Origin of the sequence: Streptomyces luteosporeus (assembly GCF_039532865.1) — a bacterium.
GTDB classification, from domain to species: Bacteria; Actinomycetota; Actinomycetes; order Streptomycetales; family Streptomycetaceae; genus Streptomyces; species Streptomyces luteosporeus.
The window spans coordinates 246,025-267,409 of record NZ_BAAASL010000009.1; the positions used below are offsets into that span (position 1 = coordinate 246,025).

Genomic DNA, 21,385 nt, shown 5'->3' on the forward strand with positions numbered 1-21,385 from the left:
GGGCAGCCGGCCCGGCAGAAGGAAGGCGTGCACGCCCATGACCAGCGGCCCCAGCCACCCGGAGAATTCCGGCGCCGGCCTGTTGTGCCTGGTCACCGGCGCGACCGGGTACATCGGCGGCCGCCTCGTCCCCGAACTCCTCGCCGCCGGCCACCGCGTGCGCTGCCTGGCCCGCACCCCCGACAAGCTCCGCGACCACCCGTGGGCCGGCGAGGCCGAGGTGGTGCGCGGCGACGTCACCGACCCCGCATCGGTCGCCGCCGCCATGGAGGGGGTCGACGTCGCCTACTACCTCGTCCACGCCCTCGGCACCGGCCGCGACTTCGAGGCCACCGACCGGCGCGCCGCCCGCGTCTTCGCCGAGAGCGCCGAGGCCGCCGGGGTGCGCCGCCTGGTCTACCTCGGCGGCCTGCTCCCGGCCGGCGTGCCCGAGCGCGACCTCTCGCCCCACCTGCGCTCGCGCGCGGAGGTCGGTCGCATCCTGCTGGCCTCGCGCGTGCCCACCGCCGTCCTGCGCGCCGCGGTCGTCATCGGCTCCGGGTCGGCCTCCTTCGAGATGCTGCGCTACCTGACCGAACGCCTGCCGGTCATGGTCACCCCCAGCTGGATCCGCACCCGCATCCAGCCGATCGCCGTCCGCGACGTGCTGCGCTACCTCGTCGGAGCGGCCGGCCTGCCGCCCGGCGTCGACCGCGCCTTCGACATCGGCGGCCCCGACGTCGTCACCTACCGCGACATGATGCGCTGCTACGCGCAGGTGGCCCGGTTGCCCAGGCGCCTGATCCTCTCGCTGCCCGTGCTCACCCCGCGGCTGTCCAGCTACTGGGTCGGCCTCGTCACCCCGGTGCCCGCCGGCATCGCCCGGCCGCTGACGGAGTCCCTGCGCCACGAGGTGGTCTGCCGCGAGCACGACATCGCCCGGTACGTCCCCGATCCGCCGGGCCATCCCTACGGCCTGGCCGAGGCGATCGGGCTGGCCCTGCGCCGGGTCCAGGAGGCGCAGGTCGCCACGCGCTGGTCGTCCGCCGCCGTGCCCGGCGCCCCCAGCGACCCGCTGCCCACCGACCCCGGGTGGGCGGGCGGCAGCCTCTACACGGACGAGCGGCGGATCGCCGTACCCGCCTCGCGCGCGGCGCTGTGGCAGGTCGTCGAGGGCATCGGCGGCGTCAACGGCTGGTACTCCATGCCGCTCGCCTGGGCCGCGCGCGGCTGGCTGGACCGCTTCGCCGGCGGTGTCGGGCTCGGCCGGGGCCGCCGCGACGACCGCTACCTCAGGGTCGGCGACTCCCTCGACTTCTGGCGCGTCGAAGCACTCGAACGCGGCCGCCTGCTGCGGCTGCGCGCCGAGATGCGGATGCCCGGCCTCGGCTGGCTGGAAATGTACGCCGAGGACGCCGAGGACGCCCCGGACGATGCGCAGGGCGAGCCCGGGGCCCGTTCCTCCTACCGCCAGCGCGCCGTGTACCACCCCCACGGGCTGCTCGGCCACCTCTACTGGTGGGCCGTCAGCCCCTTCCACGCCGCGGTCTTCGGCGGCATGGCCCGCAACATCGCCCGGGCCGCCGCCCGGCAGCCCGAGCCCGGCCCCGATCCCGGCCCCGCGGCCCCGCGCGGGAGCGCCGCACCATGACCGTCGCCGTCGTGCTGTTCACCCGCGACCTGCGGCTGCGCGACAACCCCGCGCTGCGCGCCGCGCTCGCCTCCGCCGACGCCGTCGTCCCCCTCTTCGTACGCGACGACGCCATCGCCGCCACCGGGTACGCCGTGCCCAACCGGCAGGCCTTCCTCGCCGACTGCCTCACCGACCTCGACCGGCAGCTGCGCGAACGCGGCGGACGCCTCGTCGTGCGCAGCGGCGACGTCGTCGAGCAGGTCTGCAGCGTGCTCCACGAGACGGGCGCCACGGACGTGCACATGGCCGCCGACGTCAGCGCCTACGCCCAGGCCCGCGAGGACCGCCTGCGCCGGGCTCTTGCGGCCGGCCGGCGGCGCCTGCACGTGCACGACCGGTCCGTCACCGTCGTCGCCCCCGGTGACATCACGCCCGCGGGCAAGGACCACATGGCGGTGTTCACCCCCTACTTCCGCCGCTGGGCCACGGCCCCGCCGCGCGAGGTCCTGGCCGCACCCCGCCGCGTCCACGTCCCCGCCGGCGTGCGGTCCGAGCCCGTGCCCTCCCGCGAGGACGTGCGCGGCGCCGCCCCGGGCGTCGGCCGGGGCGGGGAGAGCGCGGGCCGCGCACGCCTCGCCGCCTGGACGCGCAGCGGCCTGGACGCCTACGCCGAGCGCCACGACGACCTCGCCGCCGACGCCACCTCGCGCCTGTCCGCCCACCTGCACTTCGGCACGCTCTCCCCCGTCGAACTCGTCGCACGGGCCCGCCGGCGGGGCGGCCTGGGCGCCGAGGCGTTCGTCCGGCAGCTCGCCTGGCGGGACTTCCACCACCAGGTCCTCGCCGCCCGGCCCGCCGCCTCCCGCGCCGACTACCGCCCCCGCGGCGACCGCTGGCGCACCGAGGAGCAGGCCGGTGAGGAGATCGAGGCGTGGCAGCAGGGCCGCACCGGCTATCCGGTCGTCGACGCCGCGATGCGCCAGCTGCTGCACGAGGGATGGATGCACAACCGCGGCCGCCTGCTGGCCGCGAGCTTCCTGACCAAGACCTGCTACGTCGACTGGCGGGTGGGCGCCCGCCACTTCCTGTCCCTGCTCGTCGACGGCGACGTCGCCAACAACCAGCTGAACTGGCAGTGGACGGCCGGCACCGGCACCGACACCCGCCCCAACCGCGTCCTCAACCCCCTCGCGCAAGCCGCCAGGTACGACCCGGACGGCGCCTACGTGCGGCGCTGGGTGCCCGAGCTGGAGGGCATCGCGGGCCGCGCGGTCCACGCACCGTGGAAGCTCCACGGCACCGGCCGCGCGGCCCCCGGCTACCCCGCCCCCGTCGTCGGCCTCGCCGACGGGCTCACCCGCTTCCGGCGGGCCCGGGGCGGATGACGCCGCGGTGCCGGTCCACCGCCCGCCGCAGCGCCCGGTCGAGTGCGGGCAGGGCGGCGGCGACGTCGGTGTGCTCGACGTACTCCACCGTGGCCACGGTGTGCAGTCCCTGCACGAGGAAGGTGTACTGCCGTCCCCGTTCCAGCAGCAGGACGATCGGCTTGCCGAACGCGCTGGCCCAGCCCAGCTCGACGTGCGTCCCCGGCGAGGCCGGGAAGCCGGGCAGGGCCACGAAGGCGTCCGCCTTGCGGATCTCCTCCTGGTCCAGCGGCGTGCACACCTCGGGGCGCATCAGCTCCGCGCCCCACGCCTCCCGGCGGTGCGCGTTGTGGACGGACAGGCCCTGCGCCTCGAAGTGCTTGATGAGGATGTCGAAGGGCGCCCGGGCGTCACCAGGCATCTCCCCGGTGGCCGGGTCCAGCAGCTGCAGGAACGGGCCGGCCAGGAAGACCGACCGGAGGTCCGGCACGGTGCTCATCGAGGTGTCCCGTCCCCTTCAGTCCTTGAGGAAGCACTGGATGTAGGCGTCGCCGCTCGTGCCGTACGTGTACGCGGTGCTCTCGTACGCCACGTACGGGTGGCGCTCGACGCGGATGCGGCGGAAGTGCGGGGTGTACTGCCAGCGCAGCTCCGGCCTGGTGCTGAAGAACGGGATGAACACCCCGCCCGGGCGCAGCACCCGCACCACCTCCGGCATGGTGCGCGCCCACAGCTCCTTGTCCGTCCACACCTCCATGTCCAGGGCCGGGTCGAAGAACATGCCGTCGATGCTCTCCGAGGGCAGCTCGAAGACCCGCCGGAAGAAGTCGCCGCGCTCGATGGCCAGGGTGTCCGGCAGCTCGGGGTGGCGGGCCCGGAAGAGGTCCTCGACCTCGCCGAAGAGTTCGAGGACGGTGTGGCTGCGGGTGGCGGGGTTGCCCGCGATGCGCAGGGCGGACAGGCCGAGGCCCAGGCCCACCTCGTAGAAGTCGTGGCCGTACTCGCACAGCATGTCGGCGCTCGCCCACATCAGGTCGCGCTCCCAGGCCTGCATGGCCTGTTCGCCGCCGATGCTCAGCGTCACCTCGCCGTCGTGTTCGACGAGCTCGATCTCGGGTGGGGGCTGGTTCTGCATGGCATCCGTCCTTGCGTCGCGTCCGATCGGATGGTGCGGAGGGCTCACTTGCGGCGTGGCACGACCCCGAAGTGCCGCCGGGCGGTGGAGACGGCGAGGTCCTGCACGGCGAAGACCGTGAAGTAGTACGCCTGCGGTGCGGTCCCGGGCGCGAGGCGCACCCGGAAGACGACGTCGCGCGGCCGGGTGTCGCCGGCGCGCACCTTGACCGTGCGCGGCTCGACGGCGGTGTCCTCGCGCAGGTACGTCGGGACGAACAGCCCGAGCCGCACGGGCCCGGGCCGCGCCGGGGTCAGCTCGGCGCGCACGACGAGCTCCCCGCCCTGCTCGGCCGCGTCCGCGGCGTACGCCCACAGGGCGGGGGAGCCGGGCACCCGGAAGGTGACGTCGCCGCAGCGCATGCACACGGCGCACGTCGTGTCCAGGACGTGGGGGAGCAGGCCGCGCCGGGTGAACTCCTGGGCGGGGCGCCCGCAGTGGCAGGGCACCTCGCGCACGTGCGGATCCAGGCGGCTGCGGTCGCCGAAGTGCGCCGGGTAGTTCATCACCTCGTCCTCGGGGTTGTCCGCGATCCGCTCGGCGAGCGCGTGGTCGAGCGACTGCAGGTCGGCGGCCAGGCAGGAGCGGATCTCCTCGGGCGAGGCGTCGGCGAGGTGGGTGGGCCTGGCGACCCACTGGTCCACCTTGCGGGCGAGCCGGGTCAGCCGGGGGCGCAGGCCGTGCTGCGGTGCGAGCAGCCCGGAGGCCAGCAGGGCGGTGAGCCGGTGGCCCGCGGTCAGCAGCAGCGGATCCGGCCGGTGGTCGGCCGGCGCGGGCGCCGGCGGCGTCCGCTCGGGCGCCCCGGGCATGCCGAAGCGCAGGAACGCCGGGTACGGATGGGAACCGGCGAGGCTGGCGTTGAGGGTGTCCACCGAGTCCGCACCCGTGCGGGCGGCCTGCATCCACGCCACGTTCTCGGGACGGTCGGAGTCGTGCACGGACACCGCGGCCACCACCGTCCGGGCGGGACCGTCCAGGGCGCTCAGCAGCAGCTGGTACTTCGGGTCGTACAGGGCGAGGTCCGCCAGCGGCCCGCTGTTGCAGGCGCTGAGCACCACCTCCACGGCGCCCACCCGGTGCAGGGGGACCAGCTTGTCCTCGGGCTTGTAGCACGGCAGCCCGTAGGCGCAGCGCGGTCCCAGCAGGCCCGGCACGGCGGGCACGGCCGCATTCCGGCCGCAGATGGTGAACGCGCCGAGGTTGACGCTGTCGTCCTTGCCGTGGCCCTGGAAGACCACCCTGCGCCAACGGGTGCCCAGGATCTCGCCCTGGATGTCGGCGCGCTCGAAGTCGCGGTCGTCGAAGACCCGGACCCCCGGTGCGTGCGGCGGCCGGTCGGTGTCGGTGAACAGGCCCAGCGCGCTCACGTCCGCCGCCGGCACCGCGTACTGCTTGGCCACCGTCCAGCCGACCGAGGCGTCGTCGCGCCCGCTCAGCAGGGTCAGCGCGCGCTGCGCGCCCCGGGGGGCGGCCAGCAACAGGTCCCGCACGGGGGAGAGGGTGAGCCGGTCGTAGCGGCCGACGACCAGGAGCGTGCCCGGGTGCCGGTCGCGCAGGCCGGCGGCGTCCTGCAGCTCCTTCTCGTCGATCCACCGGCGCGCCAGCGGCCGGGCCAGCTCGGCGACGGCGGGAGGCAGGTCACCGGCGCCCAGGACCACGCCCACGTCCAGGGGCGCGGGGGCGCGTACGTCCGCGTACAGGGCGTTCGCCGCGCTCACGCTCTCCGCGAGGTCGGCGCGGCCGGACACCGGTACGGGAACGGGCGACCGGGCCTCGCCGGCCAGGAACCGCGCGACGGCAGCCGGGTAGGCACCGAGCGCGACGGGAGCGAAGACGTCGCGGCCGGGCGCGGCGGTGGGCCGGTCGTGGCACGGGGCGCTGACGGCAGGATTCATGGAAGGGCACCTCGGTGGGGCGGGCGGGGGAGGAGGGGGAGGATCGGGGACGGCGCCTGCGCCGGGTCGGGGGCCGGGCGGCGGCAGGGTGCGTCACGGCGTGCGTCACGGCATGCATCACGGCGTGCGCTCCGACGACTGCGCCGGCTCCACGGCGACGGCCGGGCGGCGGCCCAGCAGCCCCCGGCCCGCGAACGCCAGCCCCGTCCCCGCCGCGGCCACCACCGCCGCCACCGCGAACACCCCGCGCGGACCCACCGGATCCATCAGCAGCCCGCCCGCCTGCTGGCCCACCGCGTCGCCCACCACCGTCGCCAGCGAGGCCCAGGTGAACGCCTCCGCCAGGAACCGGCTGTCGGCCACCTTGCTGACCAGCGTCATCTCACTGGCCGCCACCAGGGCGATGGGCACACTGCCCACCGCCAGCGCCACCCCCAGCGTCAGCTCGGAGACCGCCAGCAGCGGCAGGGCCGTCCCGGCCGCGTAGGCCGCCACCAGCCGGGGGAAGCGCCGGTGCACCGCGACCTGCGACTGCGCCCGCCCCAGCCACAGCGCCCCGATCGCGCTGCCCACGCCCCAGCAGGCGTACACCACGCCGGTGCTGCCCGTCGAGCCGTGCCGGGCGACGAACGCCGGGATGGCCAGCGTCATCAGCCCGATGGGCACCGCACACACCGCCATGATCCCCGTGAGCATCAGCATCGCGGGCTCCTTCAGGGGCCCCAGCAGGTGCCGTGGCACATCCCCCGTGGCTCCTGTCGCGGGGATCCGCGCGAGCGCCAGCCCCAGCGCACCCGCACCGCCCGTGGCCGCCACCGTCGTCAGCGCGAACCCCGCGGAGCCCGGGAGCATCAACGCGGCCAGCAGCAGCGGCGCGCCGATCATCAGGACCTCGGTCAGCAGCGCCTCCCACAGGTAGGCGACCTCGCGCTCGTCCTCCTCCAGCGGCAGCTGCGCCCACAGCGAGCGCATGCAGGCGTTGGCGGGCGGCAGGGCGACTCCGGCGACCACCGCCGTGACCGGCTGCGCCCAGCCGCCCGGCCGGGTCGCCCACACCAGCAGGGCCAGTGCCGCCGGGTGGACGAGCCCGGTGGCCAGCAGCACCGGCCGCCGGCCGTGCCGGTCCACCGTGCGCGCGACGAGCGGACCGCCCACCGCCATGCCGGCGGTGTACAGGGCGGCCACCGTGCCGGCCCGCGCGTAACTGCCCCCCTGCTCGCGGACCACCAGCACCATGGCCAGTGACATCAGGTACACCGGCATTCTGGCCACCACGCTCCACCCGGCCGCGCCGGCCACGTGATGCCGCGTCAGCAGGTCCCGGAACCGCCGGGGCAACCCGTTCGTCACGTCTCTCGCGTCTCCGTTCGGTGGCCCGCGGCGACGGGGCCGGTCAGGTGTGCCGCCGGCGCCACCTCGATGACGAAGGCGTCCAGGACCTCGCGCATGCGCCGCTCCACCTCGCCGATCGTCGCGCCCGTCACATGGACGTACCCCGACGCGTTGTGCGAGGCGCGCCGGGCGGCCACCGGATCGCCGGGGCCCACCGTGAGAACGGCGTCGACGACCCCGGGGATGCGCAGCAGCTCCTCCCGGGGGGTGACGCGGCGCACCACCCCCGAGCGCGGCAGCGGCAGCAGCAGGTCCCCCGCGCAGCGGCGCCGGCCGTAGCGCAGGGCGGGGCGGCGGCCGAGGTAGACGTCCAGCGTGGCGCCGAAGACGTCGAAGCCGTAGGCGTGCCCGTGGTTGGCGGTGATCTCGCAGCCCGCCAGGCGCACGCCGATCTCGCCGGCGAACACCTCCCCGTCGATCAGGAAGAACTCCATGTGCAGATAGCCGTGGTCGATGCCCATGCCGGTGACGATCCGCTGCAGCAGCGCACGCAGGTCCACCGGCGGCCCCTCGGCGGTGGCGACGGAGATGTTGGCGTTCATGGCACCGTCGACGATGTCCAGCGGACGGCACGGCATGGCACTGGGCCAGGCGTCCAGCACCTGCCCGTCGTGCACGATGCCGCACACCTCCCACTCGGTGCCGCCCAGGTGCTCCTCCACCATCCACTCCCGTGCGCCGAAGCGGACCTGCGCCAGGCAGGGCGGCCCGGTCAGCCGGAAGGTGTCCACGCAGGCGGAGGAGTCCACGGGCTTGAGCACCAGCGGCCAGCCGCACCGCGCCGCGAACCGCTCGACGTCGGCCGCGCAGGCGATGCGCGCATGGCGCGCGGTGCGCAGCCCCAGCTCGCGGAACTTCTCCTTCATGGCGTGCTTGTCCCGCACCCACCTCACCTGCTGCCGCGTCAGGTGCGGCAGCCCGGCGAGCTCGGCGAAGCGCTGGGCCACGGCCTGCCGCGGCTCGGAGGGGTTGCAGAAGCGATCGGGAGGCGCGGGCAGCGCGGCCGCCGACCACTCCTCGTAGCGGCGGACCTCCGCCTCCAGCGGCACGCCCTCGCGCACCCAGAACGCCGGCAGATGCGCAGTCTCGCGCAAGTACTTGTCGCACATCTCCCGGCGGACCGCGGCGAAGCGCAGCAGCGCCAGCCGTCCGGGCAGGGCCCGCACCGCGTACCGCGAGAAGGACGTGGGCCGGTCGTCCGCCAGCAGCAGCACCGGCCCGCCGCCGCTCACAACACCGCCGCTCACACCGCCTCCAGGATCTGCCGCAGGGCCTTGACCGCCAGGACCTGCTCCTGCTCGCCCAGCTCCGGCGACAGCGGTACGCACAAGGTGCGCTCCAGCAGGTCGCGGGTGCGGGCGAAGCCGTCGCGGCTGAGCATCAGCGGGCCCTCGGGCGCCAGGCTCCAGGGGAACCCGTCGGCGTACAGCGACCGCCGGCCGGTGAGCACCGGATGCTGCGGCAACAAGTACTTGCCGAGGGTCCAGTTGGCGATGCCGCGCGCGGTCAGCGCGGCGACGGCGGCGTCCCGCAGCTCGCGGCTCTCCCAGCGCAAGCGCACGCTGGTCTTCACGTCGCCGGCGGCACGCGGCAGGACGCGCAGGTCGGTGCGGGCCGGCAGGTTGTCCAGGGCGACGGCGTAGTGCCGCTCCAGGCCGGCCAGCAGCTCGTCGAGGTGACGGAACTGCTGGCACTGGACGGCCGCGACGCCCTCGCTGGTGACGAAGTTCTCCCCGTAGTGGGCGTCCGCGTTCCACGTGGGGTAGCAGCCGGGCACCCGGGCGGAGCCGTGGTCGTGGTAGCAGCGCATGGTCGCCCACGCGTCCGCGTCCTGGGTGACGACGAGTCCGCCCTCGCCCGAGGTGAGCACCTTGTTGTGGTGGAAGCTGAACGTCCCGGCGTACCCGGCCGTCCCCGCGTGCCGCCCGTCGGGCAGCACCGCGCCCAGGGACTGGGCGCAGTCCTCGACGAGGTACGGCACCCCCTGCGGCAGCGGGGCCACCGTGCCCTCCATGTGGGCGACGATCACCCGCTCGGCGCCGGACGGCAACAGAGCCGGATCCAACGAGAGGGATTGGTCGACGTCGACGAGCACCGGCACCAGACCGCTGGCCAGCACCGCGCCGGCCACCGCCACGAAGGTGACCGCCGGGATGTGGACCAGGTCGCCGGTGCGCGGCCGGGTGGAGATCAGCGCCAGCCGCAGCGCCTCGGTGCCGTTGTGCACGGCCAGGGCGTGCCGGGCGCCCAGGCGGCGGGCGACCGTGCGCTCCAGCCGGGAGGCGACGGACTCGCCCTCGGTCTGGTAGCGGAACAGCACGCCGTGCTCGATCGCCTCGCGCAGCTCGTGCATGTCCGACCAGTCGAGGTAGTTGGCCCCGTAGGGCAGGTAGCGCTGTCCGAGGCGCTTGTCCATGCTCATGGTGCGTCAGCCTCCGGGACCGGGTCCGTCAGGGGGTACGCGGCCGCGTCGACGACCAGCTCCTCGCCGCGGTAGTTGCGCAGCAGCAGGCCCTCGTCGGTGGGCGTGACGTACGGCCGGGCGAGCGGGATCTTGCCGATCATCGTGGTCAGGACGTACTGCGGCACCGCGAACCCGGTGATGTGGCCCTGCAGGCCCTCCATGATCTCCCAGCCCTTCTCCACGGAGGTCATGAAGTGCGAGACGCCGGTGACGTTGTCGCAGTGGTACAGGTAGTAGGGGCGCACCCGGATGCGCAGCAGCTCCGTCATCAGCGTGCGCATCGTGGCGACGTCGTCGTTGATGCCGCGCAGCAGCACGGTCTGGTTGCCGACCGGGATGCCGTGGCGCAACAGGCGGTCCACGGCCGCCGCGGACTCCGCCGTGATCTCCTTGGGGTGGTTGAAGTGCGTGTTCAGCCACACGGGGTGGTAGCGCCGGAGCATGGCGCACAGGTCGTCGGTGATGCGCTGCGGCAGCAGCACGGGGAACCGGCTGCCGATGCGGATGATCTCCACGCTGGGAATCGCCCGCAGCCCGGACACCAGCTCCTCCAGCTTGCCGTCCTGGTACGACAGCGGGTCGCCGCCCGTCAGCAGCACGTCCCGGATCTCGGGGTGCTCGGCGATGTAGCGCAGGTCCTCCTCGAAGGAGCCGCCCTCGTCGTCCCGGAAGTAGGTGCCGGAGAGGTCGGTGGTGTGGAACTTGCGGGTGCAGTGCCGGCAGTAGACCGGACAGGCCTCGGTGACCAGCAGGATCACCCGGTCCGGGTACTTGTGCACCACACGGTTGGTGCGGCGGTAGTACATGTCCCCGACCGGGTCGACGTCCGAGCCGGGGAACTCCGTCAGCTCCGCCGGCGCGGGCACCGCCTGCAGCCGGACCGGGCACGACGGGTCGTCGGGATCCATCAGCGAGGCGTAGTAGGGGGTGACGCTCCAGCGGTACTTGCCCGCCGAGCCCGCGATGGCCTTCTCCTCCTCGGGCGTCAGACGGATCCAGCGCCGGGCCTTGTCGGTGGTGTTGATGCGTTTGCGCATGTGCCAGCGCCAGTCGTTCCACTGCGCCGCGGGAATGCGGGGCCGGAAACCGGCGGGGTCTGCGGTCGCGTCGGGTGCGCCGGCTGTGCCGGACATGGCGGCTCCAGGGTCGACAGGCGAGCGGGACGACGGGCGGGATCACGGACGGGGTGACGGGCGGGGCGACGGACGGGACGGCGCCGGGCGGCCGCCGGACGAGGACGGCCGGTCACGGGGGCGCCAGGGCCAGCTGGCGGACGCTGCGGGCGACGCGCTGCGCCCCTCTGAGGTCCTCCGCCGCCGGGCCCGGCGCCCGCCACGGATCCTCCTGCGGCGGCTGCCACACCTGCGCCTCGTCCCGGCCGCCGGCCACCGGGACGGGCACCACGCGCCGTACGCGCGCCGCCAGGTCCTCCTGGGCCCCGCCCAGCGGGGGCAGGAAGGCCAGCGGCGCCCGGCGCGCCTGCGCGAGCCCCAGCGCGCCCAGCGTGGGCGAGGCCAGCAGGACCGCCCGGCCGGCGTGCAGTTCGTCGACGTCCACGGTGGCGGCGCGCAACACCGGGACCGGCCCGCAGCGCCCCGCCAGCGCGCCGCGCACCAGGGCGAGGCCGGTGTCGCACACCACCTCGCACCGGCCGGTGCGCTCGCCCGCCGTCCGCACCAGGGCCGGCAGGACCCCCTCGGCGAACGCCCGCGCCGTCGCCTGCGCCACGCCGTACAGGGACAGCAGCACGAGCGTCCCGCCGCGGACCCGGTCCCTGGCCGTACGGGCCGGGGCGAGCAGACCCGTCGTACGGATCCCGGGCGGCCCCGGCCCCGGACCGGGCAGCCACGCCGGCCGGTGCTGCCGCAGCAGCGCCCCCGCCGCCGCACCGGGTGCACCGGCAGCGGTGCGGTGCCCGGAGTACAGGTGCACCACCGGCACGCCCGCGGCCACCAGACGTCCCGTCGCCGCCTCGTCGTCGCAGACCAGCGCGGCGTCGGGCGGCGGCCCTGCGGCGCACGCGCCGCCGACCGCGGCGAGCCCGCCCAGGTGCGCGGCGATGCGGCGGCGCGCGAGCAGGGAGTCCAGCTCCTCGTCGCGGGAGACCAGGTGCACGCGCAGGCGCGGCGGCGCGCCCGCCCGGTTCAGTAGCGCCACGGCGGCACCGCCCCGAGCCGGGCGACGTCGTCGCTGTAGCCGGCGGCCGTCGTCGAACAGCCCGCGCACAGCTCCGGACCCCGCTCGCGGAAGAAGTCGGCGTGCGTCCGGAAGGCGGGCGTGTCCAGCGCGACCGTGCCGTTCTCCCGCAGCGGGGCCCCGCCGGCCGGGCCGTCGCCGCCGTCGCGGTGCGGCAGGCAACTGCAGGCGTACACCCGTCCGAAGCGGCCGTCGACGTAGAGGACGTCGTCCACGACGTGGCACAGCGGCCGCGAGGCGCGCGGCGTCACGGACTCGGCGAAGTACCGCTCCTGCTCCTGCGGGGTGTCCCCGTAGAACCGCTTGCCCAGCGGGACGAGCAGCGAGCGCGGGTCGGCGTCGTAGACCGGGTCGCACACCTGCCGCACGTGGCCGGGGTCGGGGTAGGTGATGGACCGGTCCAGCTTCAGCGCGGACAGCTCCCACTGCTGCGCCCCCGCGTCGGTCAGGACCTGCTGCAGGCGGGGCACCTCGGCGTAGTTGTGCGGGCCCACCACCGTGTTGACCCTCGGCAGGACGCCCAGCTCGGCGGCTGCGCGCAGGCCCTGCAGGCCGTTGTCGAACATGCCGGGGGAGCGCCGGTAGAGGTCGTGGGTCGCAGCCGTAGCGCCGTCCAGGCTGACGATCACCTGGGCGAGGCCCGCCGCGGCGAGCCGCCGCACCAGACGCGGCAGCAGCATCCCGTTCGTAATGAGCGACATCCTCATGCCCGCCGCCGCGCCCGTGCGCACCAGCTCCACGACGTCCCGGTGCATCAGCGGCTCGCCGCCGGTGAAGCGCACGTACCGCACTCCGGCCGCACGGGCCTTGGGCAGCAGTTCCTCGAAGTCCTCGACGGAGAAGCGGTAGGTGTCGCGGGAGAGCGCGAACTCGCACATGAAACAGTCGGCGTTGCAGGCTTCCAGGATCCGGATGAAGAGATAGCGGTGACGCTCACGCATCGGGGCGCGACCTTTCGCATGGTTCAACGGGTTCGACTGGCCGGGCAGAGGGGCTGGTTCAGCGCGCGGACCCGCGCCGCAGTATCTCCAGCAGCGCCCCGGCGACCTGGGCCGCGCCACCCGTGCCGACGGCGGTGGCCAGGGCACTCCAGTCCACGACCTCGCCCGCCCGCTCCAGCGCCGCACCCACGGCGCCGGCGAGCTGCGCACGCAGCTGCGCGCCCGCCCCGGCCGCAGCGTCGGCGATACCGCCGTAGATCAGTTCCAGGGCGTGCTCCTCGCCCTTCGCGCGCAGCGCCAGCGCCTCGTCCTCCCGGAAGACCTCTTCGGGCCACGGCGTGCGCACGTCCACGCCGACCGCACGGCAGTGGAAGCGGGCGTTGAAGATCTGGCTGAGGTTCTGCGGCGGCAGGCACACCGCCGGCACCCCGAGCGCGCCGGCCTCCAGCAGGGTCGTCAGGCCCGGCGAGGCCAGCAGCACGTCGGCGGCGGACAGTTCGGCGAGGAAGGTCTCGTGCGGCAGCGCCCCGGCCGTCACCCGCAGCGCCGCCGGGGCGTCGGCGAGGAGCCGTCCGAGGAGGTCGCCGGGGACGTTGCCGGCCAGGTGGGCCTCGCGCACGCCGTGGGCGGCGAGCGCCCGCAGGGCCGCGGGCACCACCAGCCGCGGGTAGGCCGTCCAGTCGGCGAGCCCCGGGGCCCGCAGGCCGCCGAGGCCGACCAGCGCCCTGTGCCACGGCCGGGTGCCGTGCCGGCCCGGGCGGGTGTCCGCGGCGACCACCGCCTCGACCCAGCGCAGCGAACGGACGGAGGCGAGGATCCCGGTGCACTCGGGCGGCAGCTCGATGCACTGCTGGGCGCAGTAGCAGCTCGCGTCCAGGGGCAGGGACGGGCGGTCGCCCTCGGTCCACAGGAAGGGCAGGCTGTCGACGAAGACGGTGGGGACGCCGGCCGCCTCCAGCGCCTTTGCCAGCCGACCGTCCAGCACGACGAGCGCGGCCCGTACCCGCCGCACCCGCACGATCTCCGTGACGGCGGCGCGCAGGCCCTCGGCGGAGGCCGGCAGGTCGTACCAGGCGTCCACGGCGTGCTCCGCGAGCAGGGGCCGGCCGAGCCCGGAGCCGAGGCCGACGAACTCCATCGCCTCGTACGGGCCGTGCCGCAGGGCGGACAGGACGGCGCTGAGCTTGCCCGAACTGCCCCAGCCGAACTCCACCCCGGCGAGGGCGACGGTGACCGGCTCCCGGGAGGAGCCGCAGGCGCGGCGCATCGTCATCGGTGTCCTTCTCGGCCGCAGGGCAGATAGGTGCGCCGGACAACGGTCATGGATGCGGCCGTCCCGCCACAAGGGCGGTATCGGAGGAATCCAGCCACGTAGGGGGATCCCGTTCGATGCCAGATAAATACGCTAAGTCAAGCTTTAGGAGGGCATGGGGGAGTGGCCGGAAAACCCTGGGGCACCAGCGGTCCACGGGACCGGTGGAGCATCCGGCGGCCCGGCGTGCACGGGGCGCAGACACCGGGCGCGCGGAACGGGCACTCCACCGGCCCAGATTTAATCAGTCCGAATCCGCACGCATCGTCGCTAGGCTCGCCGCATGGGTTATCTCGAAGCCGGCGCCCTGGCCCACACCCTGGCCGACGGGCGCGAGCTGTTCCGCGACGTGTCCTTCCGGCTGCCCGGCGGCCAGACCGTCGCCCTCATCGGTGACAACGGCGCCGGCAAGTCCACCCTGCTGCGCATGCTCGCCGGCACGCTGCCCGTCCAGGAGGGCAGCGTGCGCCGTCAGGGGAGCATCGCCGTGATGCCCCAGTTCATCGGCAGCGTCCGCGACGACCGCACGGTGCGCGACCTGCTGCTGACGGTCGCCCCCGAGCCCGTGCGCCGGGCCGCGGCCGCCGTCGACGCGGCCGAGCTCGCCCTCATGGAGAACGACGAGGAGGCCGCCCAGCTGCGCTACGCCGCCGCCCTGACCGCCTGGGGCGAGGCCGGCGGCTACGAGTACGAGGTGCTCTGGGACACCGTCACCGTCGCGGCCCTCGCCCTGCCGTTCTCCACCGCCCAGTACCGCGACGTCTCCACCCTCTCCGGAGGGGAGCAGAAACGCCTGGTCCTGGAGGCCCTGCTGCGCGGCCCGGCCGACATGCTCCTGCTCGACGAGCCGGACAACTACCTCGACGTGCCCGGCAAACGGTGGCTGGAGGAGCAGCTTCTCGCCACCCGCAAGGGCGTCCTGCTCATCACCCACGACCGCGAGGTGCTCAGCCGCACCGCCACCCAGGTCGTCACCCTCGAAGGGGGCTCGGCCTGGACGCACGGAGGCGGCTTCGCCACCTGGCACGCCGCCCGCGAGGCCCGCTGGGAGCGGATCGCCGAGCTGCGGCGGCGCTGGAACGAGAAGCACGACCAGCTCAAGGAGCTGGTGCGCACCCTGCGCCAGCAGGCGTCGATCAGCGAGGAGATGGCCTCCCGCTACCACGCCGCCCAGACCCGCCTGGCGAAGTTCGAGGAGGCCGGCCCGCCGCCGGCCCCGCCGCGCGCCCAGCGCGTCGCCCCCGCCTTGCGCGGCGGCCGCACCGGCCTGCGGGCGATCACCTGCAGCACGCTCGAACTGACCGGCCTGATGCGCCCCTTCGACCTGGAGGTGTTCTTCGGCGACCGCGTCTGCGTCCTGGGCTCCAACGGCTCGGGCAAGAGCCACTTCCTGCGCCTGCTCGCCGAGGCGGGCACGGAGGGGCCCTTCACCGTCGAGCACTCCGGCACCTGCCGTCTCGGGGCCCGCGTGCGGCCCGCGCTGTTCGCCCAGACCCACCGGCACCCGGAATGGGCGGGCCGCACCCCGGCCGACATCCTCGGCCGCGGCGAGGGCGACCGGCCGGGCCTGGGCCTGCAGGACGCCATGTCCGCCCTGAGCCGCTACGGCCTGGCGGGCGCCGGCCGGCAGCCCTTCGAGACGCTCTCCGGCGGGCAGCAGGCCCGCTTCCAGATCCTGCTGCTGGAACTGGCCGGCGCCACCCTCCTGCTGCTGGACGAGCCCACCGACAACCTCGACCTGATCTCCGCCGAGGCCCTGGAGAGCGCCCTTGCCGCCTTCACCGGCACGGTCGTGGCCGTCACCCACGACCGCTGGTTCGCCCGGGCCTTCACCCGCTACCTCGTCTTCCGCGAGGACGGGCGCGTCGTGGAGAGCGACGAGCCGGTCTGGGACGAGGGCCGCGTCGTACGGGCCCGGGGGTGAGGCGTTGTTGGCGCGGAAGGCACTGTCGGTGATCGGCACCGGTGCACTTTGCTGACTGCCGCCCGCAACCTCGCCGCACGTCAGGAGCCGTCATGCAGCCCATCGTCGTGGACACCGTGGAGTTCCCGCTGAACGACAGACGGGAGGCCTGGGCGGAGACCATGGCGCTGGCCCAGGTCACCCAGCGCGTGAAGTTCCTCGACACGGCACGGTTCGGGGCGCGCATCGAGGTGATGCCGCTGGGCGTGGGGCAGCTCTCCGTCCTGTCCTACGCCTCGCTCGTCGCCCAGCGGACGCCGAAGCTGGTGCGGCAGTCCGATCCGGAGATGTACCACGTGGCGGTGGCCACGGCCGGGGAGATCGGCATCGAGCAGAACCGGCAGTCCTCGCTGCTCAAGCGGGGCACCATGGGCTTCTTCGACAGTTCCCGCTCGTTCGACACCTTCGCCGGCGACCTCCCCGGCCGCACGGTCCTCTTCCAGTTCCCCAAGCAGCTGCTGCGGCTGCCGCACGAGCACTTCACGCGGCTGTGCGGGCTGTCCCTGCCCTGGACGGACGGCGTCGCCCGGCTGTTCGCACAGTTCCTGGTCTCCCTGGCCGAGGAGTACCCCCACTGCACGCCCCAGGACGCCACCCGCCTGGGTGGCACCGCCCTGGACCTGCTGACGACCGTGCTGGCCCACCACGCCGACCGGGCAACGGGCACCGAGCCGGGGACGTCCGGTCAGCACGCGCTGTTCCTGCGGATCGGCGCCTTCGTCGTCGAACACCTGCGCGACCCGGATCTGGGACCCGAGGCGATTGCCTCGGCCCACGGCATCTCCCTGCGCTACCTCCACCGCCTCTTCCAGCAGAACGGCACCACGCCCCGGGCGTTCATCCGGCAGCAGCGGCTGGACCGCTGCCGCAGGGACCTGGCCGACCCCGCCCTGGACCACCTCACCATCCACACCATCGCCGCCCGCTGGGGCTACCCCCAGCCGGACGGCTTCTCGCGCGCCTTCCGTACGGCCACGGGCATGTCCCCCAGCGAGTACCGCGCCTCGGTGCGGGCCGGCGGCACCTGATGGCGCCGGGCGCCGTCATGCGCGCCGCTCAGTCGCGCGGGCCGATCACCTCGCCGGCGTCCGTCACCGTGATGGCGCCCGCCGGGCAGGAGTCGGCGGCGTCGAGGACCGCCTCGTCGGGGGCGATCCGGCCGGCGCGCGGCCGGGAGTGCTCGTCGGCCATGGCGAAGTGGCCCGCGGCCAGGGCCGTGCAGATGCCCGAGCCCAGGCAGCGGGCGCGGTCCACGCTCACCTCCCAGGCCATGCTCACCACCCCACCGGCAGCGCGCGCGGGCCGCGCACCAGCATCTGCGTCTTCCAGACGACGTCCCCGGCCACGTGCAGCCCCGGCAGGCGCAGCACCAGGGCCCGCAGGGCCTCCTGGAGCTCGACGCGGGCCAGCGGCGCGCCCAGGCAGTGGTGCACGCCGTGACCGAAGCCCAGGTGCTGGTTGCCCTCCCGGCCCACGTCGAGCGCCCCGGCGGCCGCAAAGCGCTCCTCGTCGCGGTTGGCGGCGCCCACCGACACCAGCACGGGCTCGCCCTTGCGCACCAGCGTGCCGCCCACCTCGACGTCCTCGGTGGCGTAGCGCGGCGAGGCGGCGGCCATGCCGAGGGGGACGAAGCGCAGCAGCTCCTCGACGGCCGCGGGGATCAGCGAGGGGTCCTCGCGCAGGCGGGCCAGCTCGCCGGGGTGGTCGAGCAGCGTGCACACGAAGTTGGGGATCTGGGTGGCCGTCGTCTCGTGGCCCGCGACCAGGACGGCCACGCACAGGTCGATCAGCTCCGGCTCGGAGAGCCGGTCCTCCTTGTCGCGGGCCTCGATCAGGGCCGTCATCAGGTCGTCCGCCGGCCGGGCCCGGCGCTCGGCGACCAGCCCCGCCATGTAGGCGCGCAGCTCCTCCCGGCTGGCCTCCGCCTCCTCGGCCGTCAGCGAGCTGGTCGACAGCGCGTCGTCGCTCCACTTGCGGAACAGCGGGCGGTCCTCCTCGGGCACGCCGAGCAGGCGGCAGATCACGGAGACGGGCAGCGGCAGCGCGAAGGCGTCGACGAGGTCGGCGGGCGGGCCGGCGGCCACCATCTCCTCCAGCAGGCTGCCGGCCAGGGCCCGGATGTCCGGGCGCAGCCGCTCCACCCGCTGCACGGTGAACGCCTTGGCCACCAGCCGGCGCAGGCGGGTGTGGTCCGGCGGATCCATGGCCAGGATGCCGCTGGTGACCTGGCCGGGGGACTGCCGCGGCTCGTCGTGCACGGTGGCCTCGGCGCGGCTGAACCTGCGGTCGCCCAGGACGAACCGGGCGTCCGCGTAGCGCGTGACGAGCCAGGCCGGCTCGCCGTAGGGCAGCCGCACCCGCCGCAACCCCTGCGCGTCGCGCACTTCCTCGTACTGCTCGGACAGGGCCAGGCCGACGGCTTCGTTGAAGGGGTAGGTCATGGGTTCGCCGTGGGTGGTGGACATCCGAAACCCTTGTTCCTTCGCGTAGGCAGTAAGGTCTCGCGCCGGTGCAGGAACGTGATGTAAGCACCTGCTTACAAAAACGGTAGGCCGGTGCGCCGGGGGCGTCAACGGGCCCGCGGTCACCGGCGCTTGAGGAGGAACGGGATGAGCCAGGACAAGCAGGTGCGCCGGCGCGACGCGGAGGCCACGCGGCGCTGCCTCGTCGAGGCGGCGGCCGAACTGTTCGCCGAACGCGGCTACGACCGCACCACCGTGCGCGCCATCGCCGACCGCGCCGGCGTCAACCAGGCACTGCTCTTCCGCTACTTCGGATCGAAGACGGCGCTCTTCGGCGAGGTCGTGGCCAGGGACGGCCGCCGGAGGCTGCGCGAGAGCCCGCCCGAGCACCTGCTGCAGGGGGCCCTGCGCGACCTGCTGGCCCCGGCCGGGACCGAGCCCGGCGACCGCTCCCTGGAGGTGTTCCTGCGCTCCGTCGGCAGCGACGACGAGGCGGCCCGCACCAACCGGCGGCTGACGCAGGAGTACACCGACGCCCTGGCCGCGCTCAGCGACGCCCCCGACGCCGAACTGCGCGCGGCCCTGGTCCTGGCCTGGCTGCTGGGCATAGGGCTCACCCGCGTCGTCGTACGCCAGGAACCGCTGGCCGGGGCGGACGCCGACCGGGTCTCCGCCCTGATGCTGGACGCGGCCCGCACGCTGCTGGAGAAGCTGCCCTAGGGGGGCAGCGCGGGGAACTGCGCGACAAGCCACGACGCACCCGCAGACTGGGGGCCGAATCGCGCCCACGCGGCGGCAGCCGCAGGGCGCTGCACGGTCCGCCGGACAGGACCTAGGAGGACTGCTTCCACAGGGTGAGCAGACCGGAGTAGCCCGGAGGGCTGTAGGGCTGCCCCGTCGGGGTCACCTCGGTGATCTTGAACATGGCCAGATTGCCCTTCGAGGTGACCGTGCACAGCACGTCGTCCTTGGCCAGGACGCCCTGGTCGATCAGGGCGGCATCGCCGAGTTCGGCCGGCAACGGGGACGCGTCGACGGCCCGGCGGCACTCCTCGGGCGTGCTCGCCCTGCTCTTGGCGGTCGCCTTCTTGAAGTTCATCCACTGCGACATGTACGTCAGCTCGGCGTCGTGGTCCGAGACGTCGCCCTGCGGAGAGACCTTCGGGGCGTCGAGATCCACGGTGATCAGCGTGCCGGTGCCCGGCGGGGCGATGGCCAGCGGGCGGTCGGTGAAGACGGCCTCGTACGCGGGCGCGGGCGCCTTGGCCGCACCGCTGCTCTGCCCGCCCGCGCCCTGCGCGGCCTGCTTGCTGCCGGAGTGCGCCGGCGTGCCACCGGTCGACGGGCCGGACGCCGCCTCGGCACCCGAGCCGCCGTCACCGCCCGACAGCGCCCACGCCGTACCGGCCACCACGGCCAGCGCCACGGCGACCCCCGCGGCCAGCGGCGCGCGGCGCCGCCACGGCGGGGTGGCGCCCACTGGGGCGAGGGGCGCCGCCGGCGGAGCGGTCGCGGCCTGCGTCGGCGCGGCGTGCACAAAACCGCCGCCGGGCGCCTGGGTGGGCACGTACGTCGCGGGATGCGGCGGCATCGCGGCGGCCGGCGCCGGCTGCGCGTCCTGCGGCGCTCCCGCCACCAGCTGCCGTACGTGGTCGGCGCGCCCGGCGATCGCGGTCGCCACCGCAGCGGGGAGCCAGCCGTCGAAGGCCCGCGGTGCGCGGCCCGAGGCCCGCTCGCACAGCTCCGCCACCTCGGCCGCGGTGGGCCGGGCGGCCGGGTCCGCGGCGAGGCAGCGCTCCAGCACGGGGCGCAGGCCCTCCGGGTAGCCGGACAGGTCCGGCGGCCGCTGCGCGGTGTTGGCGATCTGCGTGGCCACGGTCAGCGCGGCCCCGTCGCCGTACGGGTGGCGGCCGGTGGCCGCGACGGCCGCGATCAGACCGAGCGAGAACACGTCGGAGGCGGTGGTCGGTTCGGTGCCCGTGCCCTGCTCCGGCGACATGAACTGCGGGGTGCCGACGAAGCCGCCCGTGCGCGTGAGCCGGGTCGCCTCGGCGGCGCGCGCGATGCCGAAGTCGATGACCCAGGGGCCGTCGGCGCCCAGCAGGATGTTGCCCGGCTTGAGGTCCCGGTGCACCACCGCGGCGGCGTGCACGGCGTCCAGGGCCCGGGCCACGCAGCCGGTCAGCTGCAGGGCGGCCGGCAGCGGCAGCGGGCCGTGCACGGCGAGCACCTCGTCGAGCGGCAGCCCCGGCACGTACGCCGTGGCCAGCCAGGGCTGCTCGCCCTCGGCGTCGTGGTCCACCACCGGGACGAGGTGGTAACCGCGCACCTGCTTGGCGGCGCGGACCTCCTGCTGGAACCGGCGCCGGAACTCCGCGTCGCCCGCGTACTCCCGGCGGATCACCTTCAGGGCGACGGGCTGGTTCCCCCGGGTGCGGGAGAGGTAGACCGAGCCCATGCCGCCCTCGCCGATGCGGGCCAGCAGCCGGTAGCCGGCGATCTCGTGCAGTTCGTCCGCGCGCAGCGGGCGCAGCGCGCCGCCGTCGTCGTGCCCAGTGATGGATCCCACCCCCGTTGATCAGGACATGTCGAGGGCTGAATCTATGTCAT

18 protein-coding genes are annotated in these 21,385 nt (G+C 74.8%); 5 read left to right on the forward strand and 13 right to left on the reverse strand.

Annotation, left to right across the window (positions count from 1 at the left end):
- The first annotated feature begins 37 nt into the window (after positions 1-37).
- Together ABD361_RS14560 and ABD361_RS14565 are read left to right on the forward strand one after the other, a co-directional pair.
- Complete coding sequence (locus tag ABD361_RS14560; RefSeq protein WP_344435587.1) at positions 38-1,630, forward strand: SDR family oxidoreductase; 1,593 nt, start codon at positions 38-40, stop codon at positions 1,628-1,630.
- Positions 1,627-2,997, forward strand: a complete 1,371-nt coding sequence (locus ABD361_RS14565; protein ID WP_344435588.1) for a cryptochrome/photolyase family protein — start codon at positions 1,627-1,629, stop codon at positions 2,995-2,997. The genes ABD361_RS14560 and ABD361_RS14565 overlap by 4 nt, the downstream gene beginning before the upstream one ends.
- Here ABD361_RS14565 and ABD361_RS14570 read toward each other — a convergent pair.
- The 10 genes from ABD361_RS14570 to ABD361_RS14615 all read right to left on the reverse strand — a co-directional run bounded on the left by ABD361_RS14570 (position 2,966) and on the right by ABD361_RS14615 (position 14,311).
- Entirely contained in the window at positions 2,966-3,475 is a 510-nt protein-coding gene (locus tag ABD361_RS14570) for a nucleoside 2-deoxyribosyltransferase (RefSeq protein ID WP_344435589.1), read from the reverse strand. The two genes, ABD361_RS14565 and ABD361_RS14570, sit on opposite strands and share 32 nt — an antisense overlap.
- Before the next feature lie 18 nt (positions 3,476-3,493).
- Complete coding sequence (locus ABD361_RS14575; protein ID WP_344435590.1) at positions 3,494-4,111, reverse strand: class I SAM-dependent methyltransferase; 618 nt, start codon at positions 4,109-4,111, stop codon at positions 3,494-3,496.
- Positions 4,112-4,155: 44 nt separating this feature from the next.
- A complete protein-coding gene (locus tag ABD361_RS14580; RefSeq protein WP_344435591.1) occupies positions 4,156-6,045 on the reverse strand; it encodes a hypothetical protein in 1,890 nt (629 codons plus the stop codon).
- Positions 6,046-6,162: 117 nt separating this feature from the next.
- Positions 6,163-7,395 (reverse strand): MFS transporter, encoded by a 1,233-nt coding sequence (locus tag ABD361_RS14585; RefSeq protein WP_344435592.1) that lies wholly within the window; start codon positions 7,393-7,395, stop codon positions 6,163-6,165.
- Positions 7,392-8,684, reverse strand: a complete 1,293-nt coding sequence (locus ABD361_RS14590) for an ATP-grasp domain-containing protein (protein ID WP_344435593.1) — start codon at positions 8,682-8,684, stop codon at positions 7,392-7,394. The genes ABD361_RS14585 and ABD361_RS14590 overlap by 4 nt, the downstream gene beginning before the upstream one ends.
- Complete coding sequence (locus ABD361_RS14595; protein ID WP_344435594.1) at positions 8,681-9,859, reverse strand: DegT/DnrJ/EryC1/StrS family aminotransferase; 1,179 nt, start codon at positions 9,857-9,859, stop codon at positions 8,681-8,683. The genes ABD361_RS14590 and ABD361_RS14595 overlap by 4 nt, the downstream gene beginning before the upstream one ends.
- Positions 9,856-11,034, reverse strand: a complete 1,179-nt coding sequence (gene blsG / locus ABD361_RS14600; RefSeq protein ID WP_344435597.1) for an arginine 2,3-aminomutase — start codon at positions 11,032-11,034, stop codon at positions 9,856-9,858. The genes ABD361_RS14595 and blsG overlap by 4 nt, the downstream gene beginning before the upstream one ends.
- A 112-nt stretch (positions 11,035-11,146) precedes the next feature.
- The gene (gene blsF / locus ABD361_RS14605) at positions 11,147-12,058 is read right to left on the reverse strand and encodes a CGA synthase-related protein (protein ID WP_344435598.1); all 912 of its coding nucleotides are present in this window, start codon (positions 12,056-12,058) and stop codon (positions 11,147-11,149) included.
- The gene (gene blsE / locus ABD361_RS14610; RefSeq protein ID WP_344435599.1) at positions 12,046-13,038 is read right to left on the reverse strand and encodes a cytosylglucuronate decarboxylase; all 993 of its coding nucleotides are present in this window, start codon (positions 13,036-13,038) and stop codon (positions 12,046-12,048) included. The genes blsF and blsE overlap by 13 nt, the downstream gene beginning before the upstream one ends.
- A 58-nt stretch (positions 13,039-13,096) precedes the next feature.
- The gene (locus ABD361_RS14615) at positions 13,097-14,311 is read right to left on the reverse strand and encodes a hydroxymethylcytosylglucuronate/cytosylglucuronate synthase (protein WP_344435601.1); all 1,215 of its coding nucleotides are present in this window, start codon (positions 14,309-14,311) and stop codon (positions 13,097-13,099) included.
- Between the two features lie 322 nt (positions 14,312-14,633).
- On the opposite strand from ABD361_RS14615, the gene ABD361_RS14620 reads away from it, so the two are divergent.
- Positions 14,634-16,274, forward strand: a complete 1,641-nt coding sequence (locus tag ABD361_RS14620) for an ATP-binding cassette domain-containing protein (RefSeq protein ID WP_344435602.1) — start codon at positions 14,634-14,636, stop codon at positions 16,272-16,274.
- A 92-nt stretch (positions 16,275-16,366) separates the two neighbouring features.
- Complete coding sequence (locus tag ABD361_RS14625) at positions 16,367-17,341, forward strand: helix-turn-helix domain-containing protein (protein WP_344435604.1); 975 nt, start codon at positions 16,367-16,369, stop codon at positions 17,339-17,341.
- A 28-nt stretch (positions 17,342-17,369) separates the two neighbouring features.
- Here ABD361_RS14625 and ABD361_RS14630 read toward each other — a convergent pair whose 3' ends face one another.
- Both ABD361_RS14630 and ABD361_RS14635 read right to left on the reverse strand, forming a co-directional pair.
- Positions 17,370-17,585 (reverse strand): ferredoxin, encoded by a 216-nt coding sequence (locus tag ABD361_RS14630; RefSeq protein WP_344435605.1) that lies wholly within the window; start codon positions 17,583-17,585, stop codon positions 17,370-17,372.
- A 2-nt stretch (positions 17,586-17,587) separates the two neighbouring features.
- A complete protein-coding gene (locus ABD361_RS14635) occupies positions 17,588-18,778 on the reverse strand; it encodes a cytochrome P450 (protein ID WP_344435606.1) in 1,191 nt (396 codons plus the stop codon).
- 144 nt (positions 18,779-18,922) lie between these two features.
- On the opposite strand from ABD361_RS14635, the gene ABD361_RS14640 reads away from it, so the two are divergent.
- Entirely contained in the window at positions 18,923-19,495 is a 573-nt protein-coding gene (locus ABD361_RS14640; protein ID WP_344435608.1) for a TetR/AcrR family transcriptional regulator, read from the forward strand.
- A gap of 112 nt (positions 19,496-19,607) precedes the next feature.
- On the opposite strand, the gene ABD361_RS14645 is transcribed toward ABD361_RS14640, so the two are convergent.
- Positions 19,608-21,344, reverse strand: a complete 1,737-nt coding sequence (locus tag ABD361_RS14645; protein ID WP_344435610.1) for a serine/threonine-protein kinase — start codon at positions 21,342-21,344, stop codon at positions 19,608-19,610.
- Positions 21,345-21,385 lie beyond the last annotated feature (41 nt).

Excerpts from the sequence above, each read along its gene's own strand:
- ABD361_RS14625 (WP_344435604.1), top strand. The coding sequence starts at position 16,367 with ATGCAGCCCATCGTCGTGGACACCGTGGAGTTCCCGCTGAACGACAGA.
- ABD361_RS14580 (WP_344435591.1), bottom strand. The coding sequence starts at position 6,045 with ATGAATCCTGCCGTCAGCGCCCCGTGCCACGACCGGCCCACCGCCGCG.
- ABD361_RS14635 (WP_344435606.1), bottom strand. The coding sequence starts at position 18,778 with ATGTCCACCACCCACGGCGAACCCATGACCTACCCCTTCAACGAAGCC.
- ABD361_RS14630 (WP_344435605.1), bottom strand. The coding sequence starts at position 17,585 with ATGGCCTGGGAGGTGAGCGTGGACCGCGCCCGCTGCCTGGGCTCGGGC.
- blsG (WP_344435597.1), bottom strand. The coding sequence starts at position 11,034 with ATGTCCGGCACAGCCGGCGCACCCGACGCGACCGCAGACCCCGCCGGT.
- ABD361_RS14575 (WP_344435590.1), bottom strand. The coding sequence starts at position 4,111 with ATGCAGAACCAGCCCCCACCCGAGATCGAGCTCGTCGAACACGACGGC.
- ABD361_RS14640 (WP_344435608.1), top strand. The coding sequence starts at position 18,923 with ATGAGCCAGGACAAGCAGGTGCGCCGGCGCGACGCGGAGGCCACGCGG.
- ABD361_RS14595 (WP_344435594.1), bottom strand. The coding sequence starts at position 9,859 with ATGAGCATGGACAAGCGCCTCGGACAGCGCTACCTGCCCTACGGGGCC.
- ABD361_RS14565 (WP_344435588.1), top strand. The coding sequence starts at position 1,627 with ATGACCGTCGCCGTCGTGCTGTTCACCCGCGACCTGCGGCTGCGCGAC.
- blsE (WP_344435599.1), bottom strand. The coding sequence starts at position 13,038 with ATGCGTGAGCGTCACCGCTATCTCTTCATCCGGATCCTGGAAGCCTGC.
- ABD361_RS14615 (WP_344435601.1), bottom strand. The coding sequence starts at position 14,311 with ATGACGATGCGCCGCGCCTGCGGCTCCTCCCGGGAGCCGGTCACCGTC.
- ABD361_RS14620 (WP_344435602.1), top strand. The coding sequence starts at position 14,634 with ATGGGTTATCTCGAAGCCGGCGCCCTGGCCCACACCCTGGCCGACGGG.
- ABD361_RS14560 (WP_344435587.1), top strand. The coding sequence starts at position 38 with ATGACCAGCGGCCCCAGCCACCCGGAGAATTCCGGCGCCGGCCTGTTG.
- ABD361_RS14570 (WP_344435589.1), bottom strand. The coding sequence starts at position 3,475 with ATGAGCACCGTGCCGGACCTCCGGTCGGTCTTCCTGGCCGGCCCGTTC.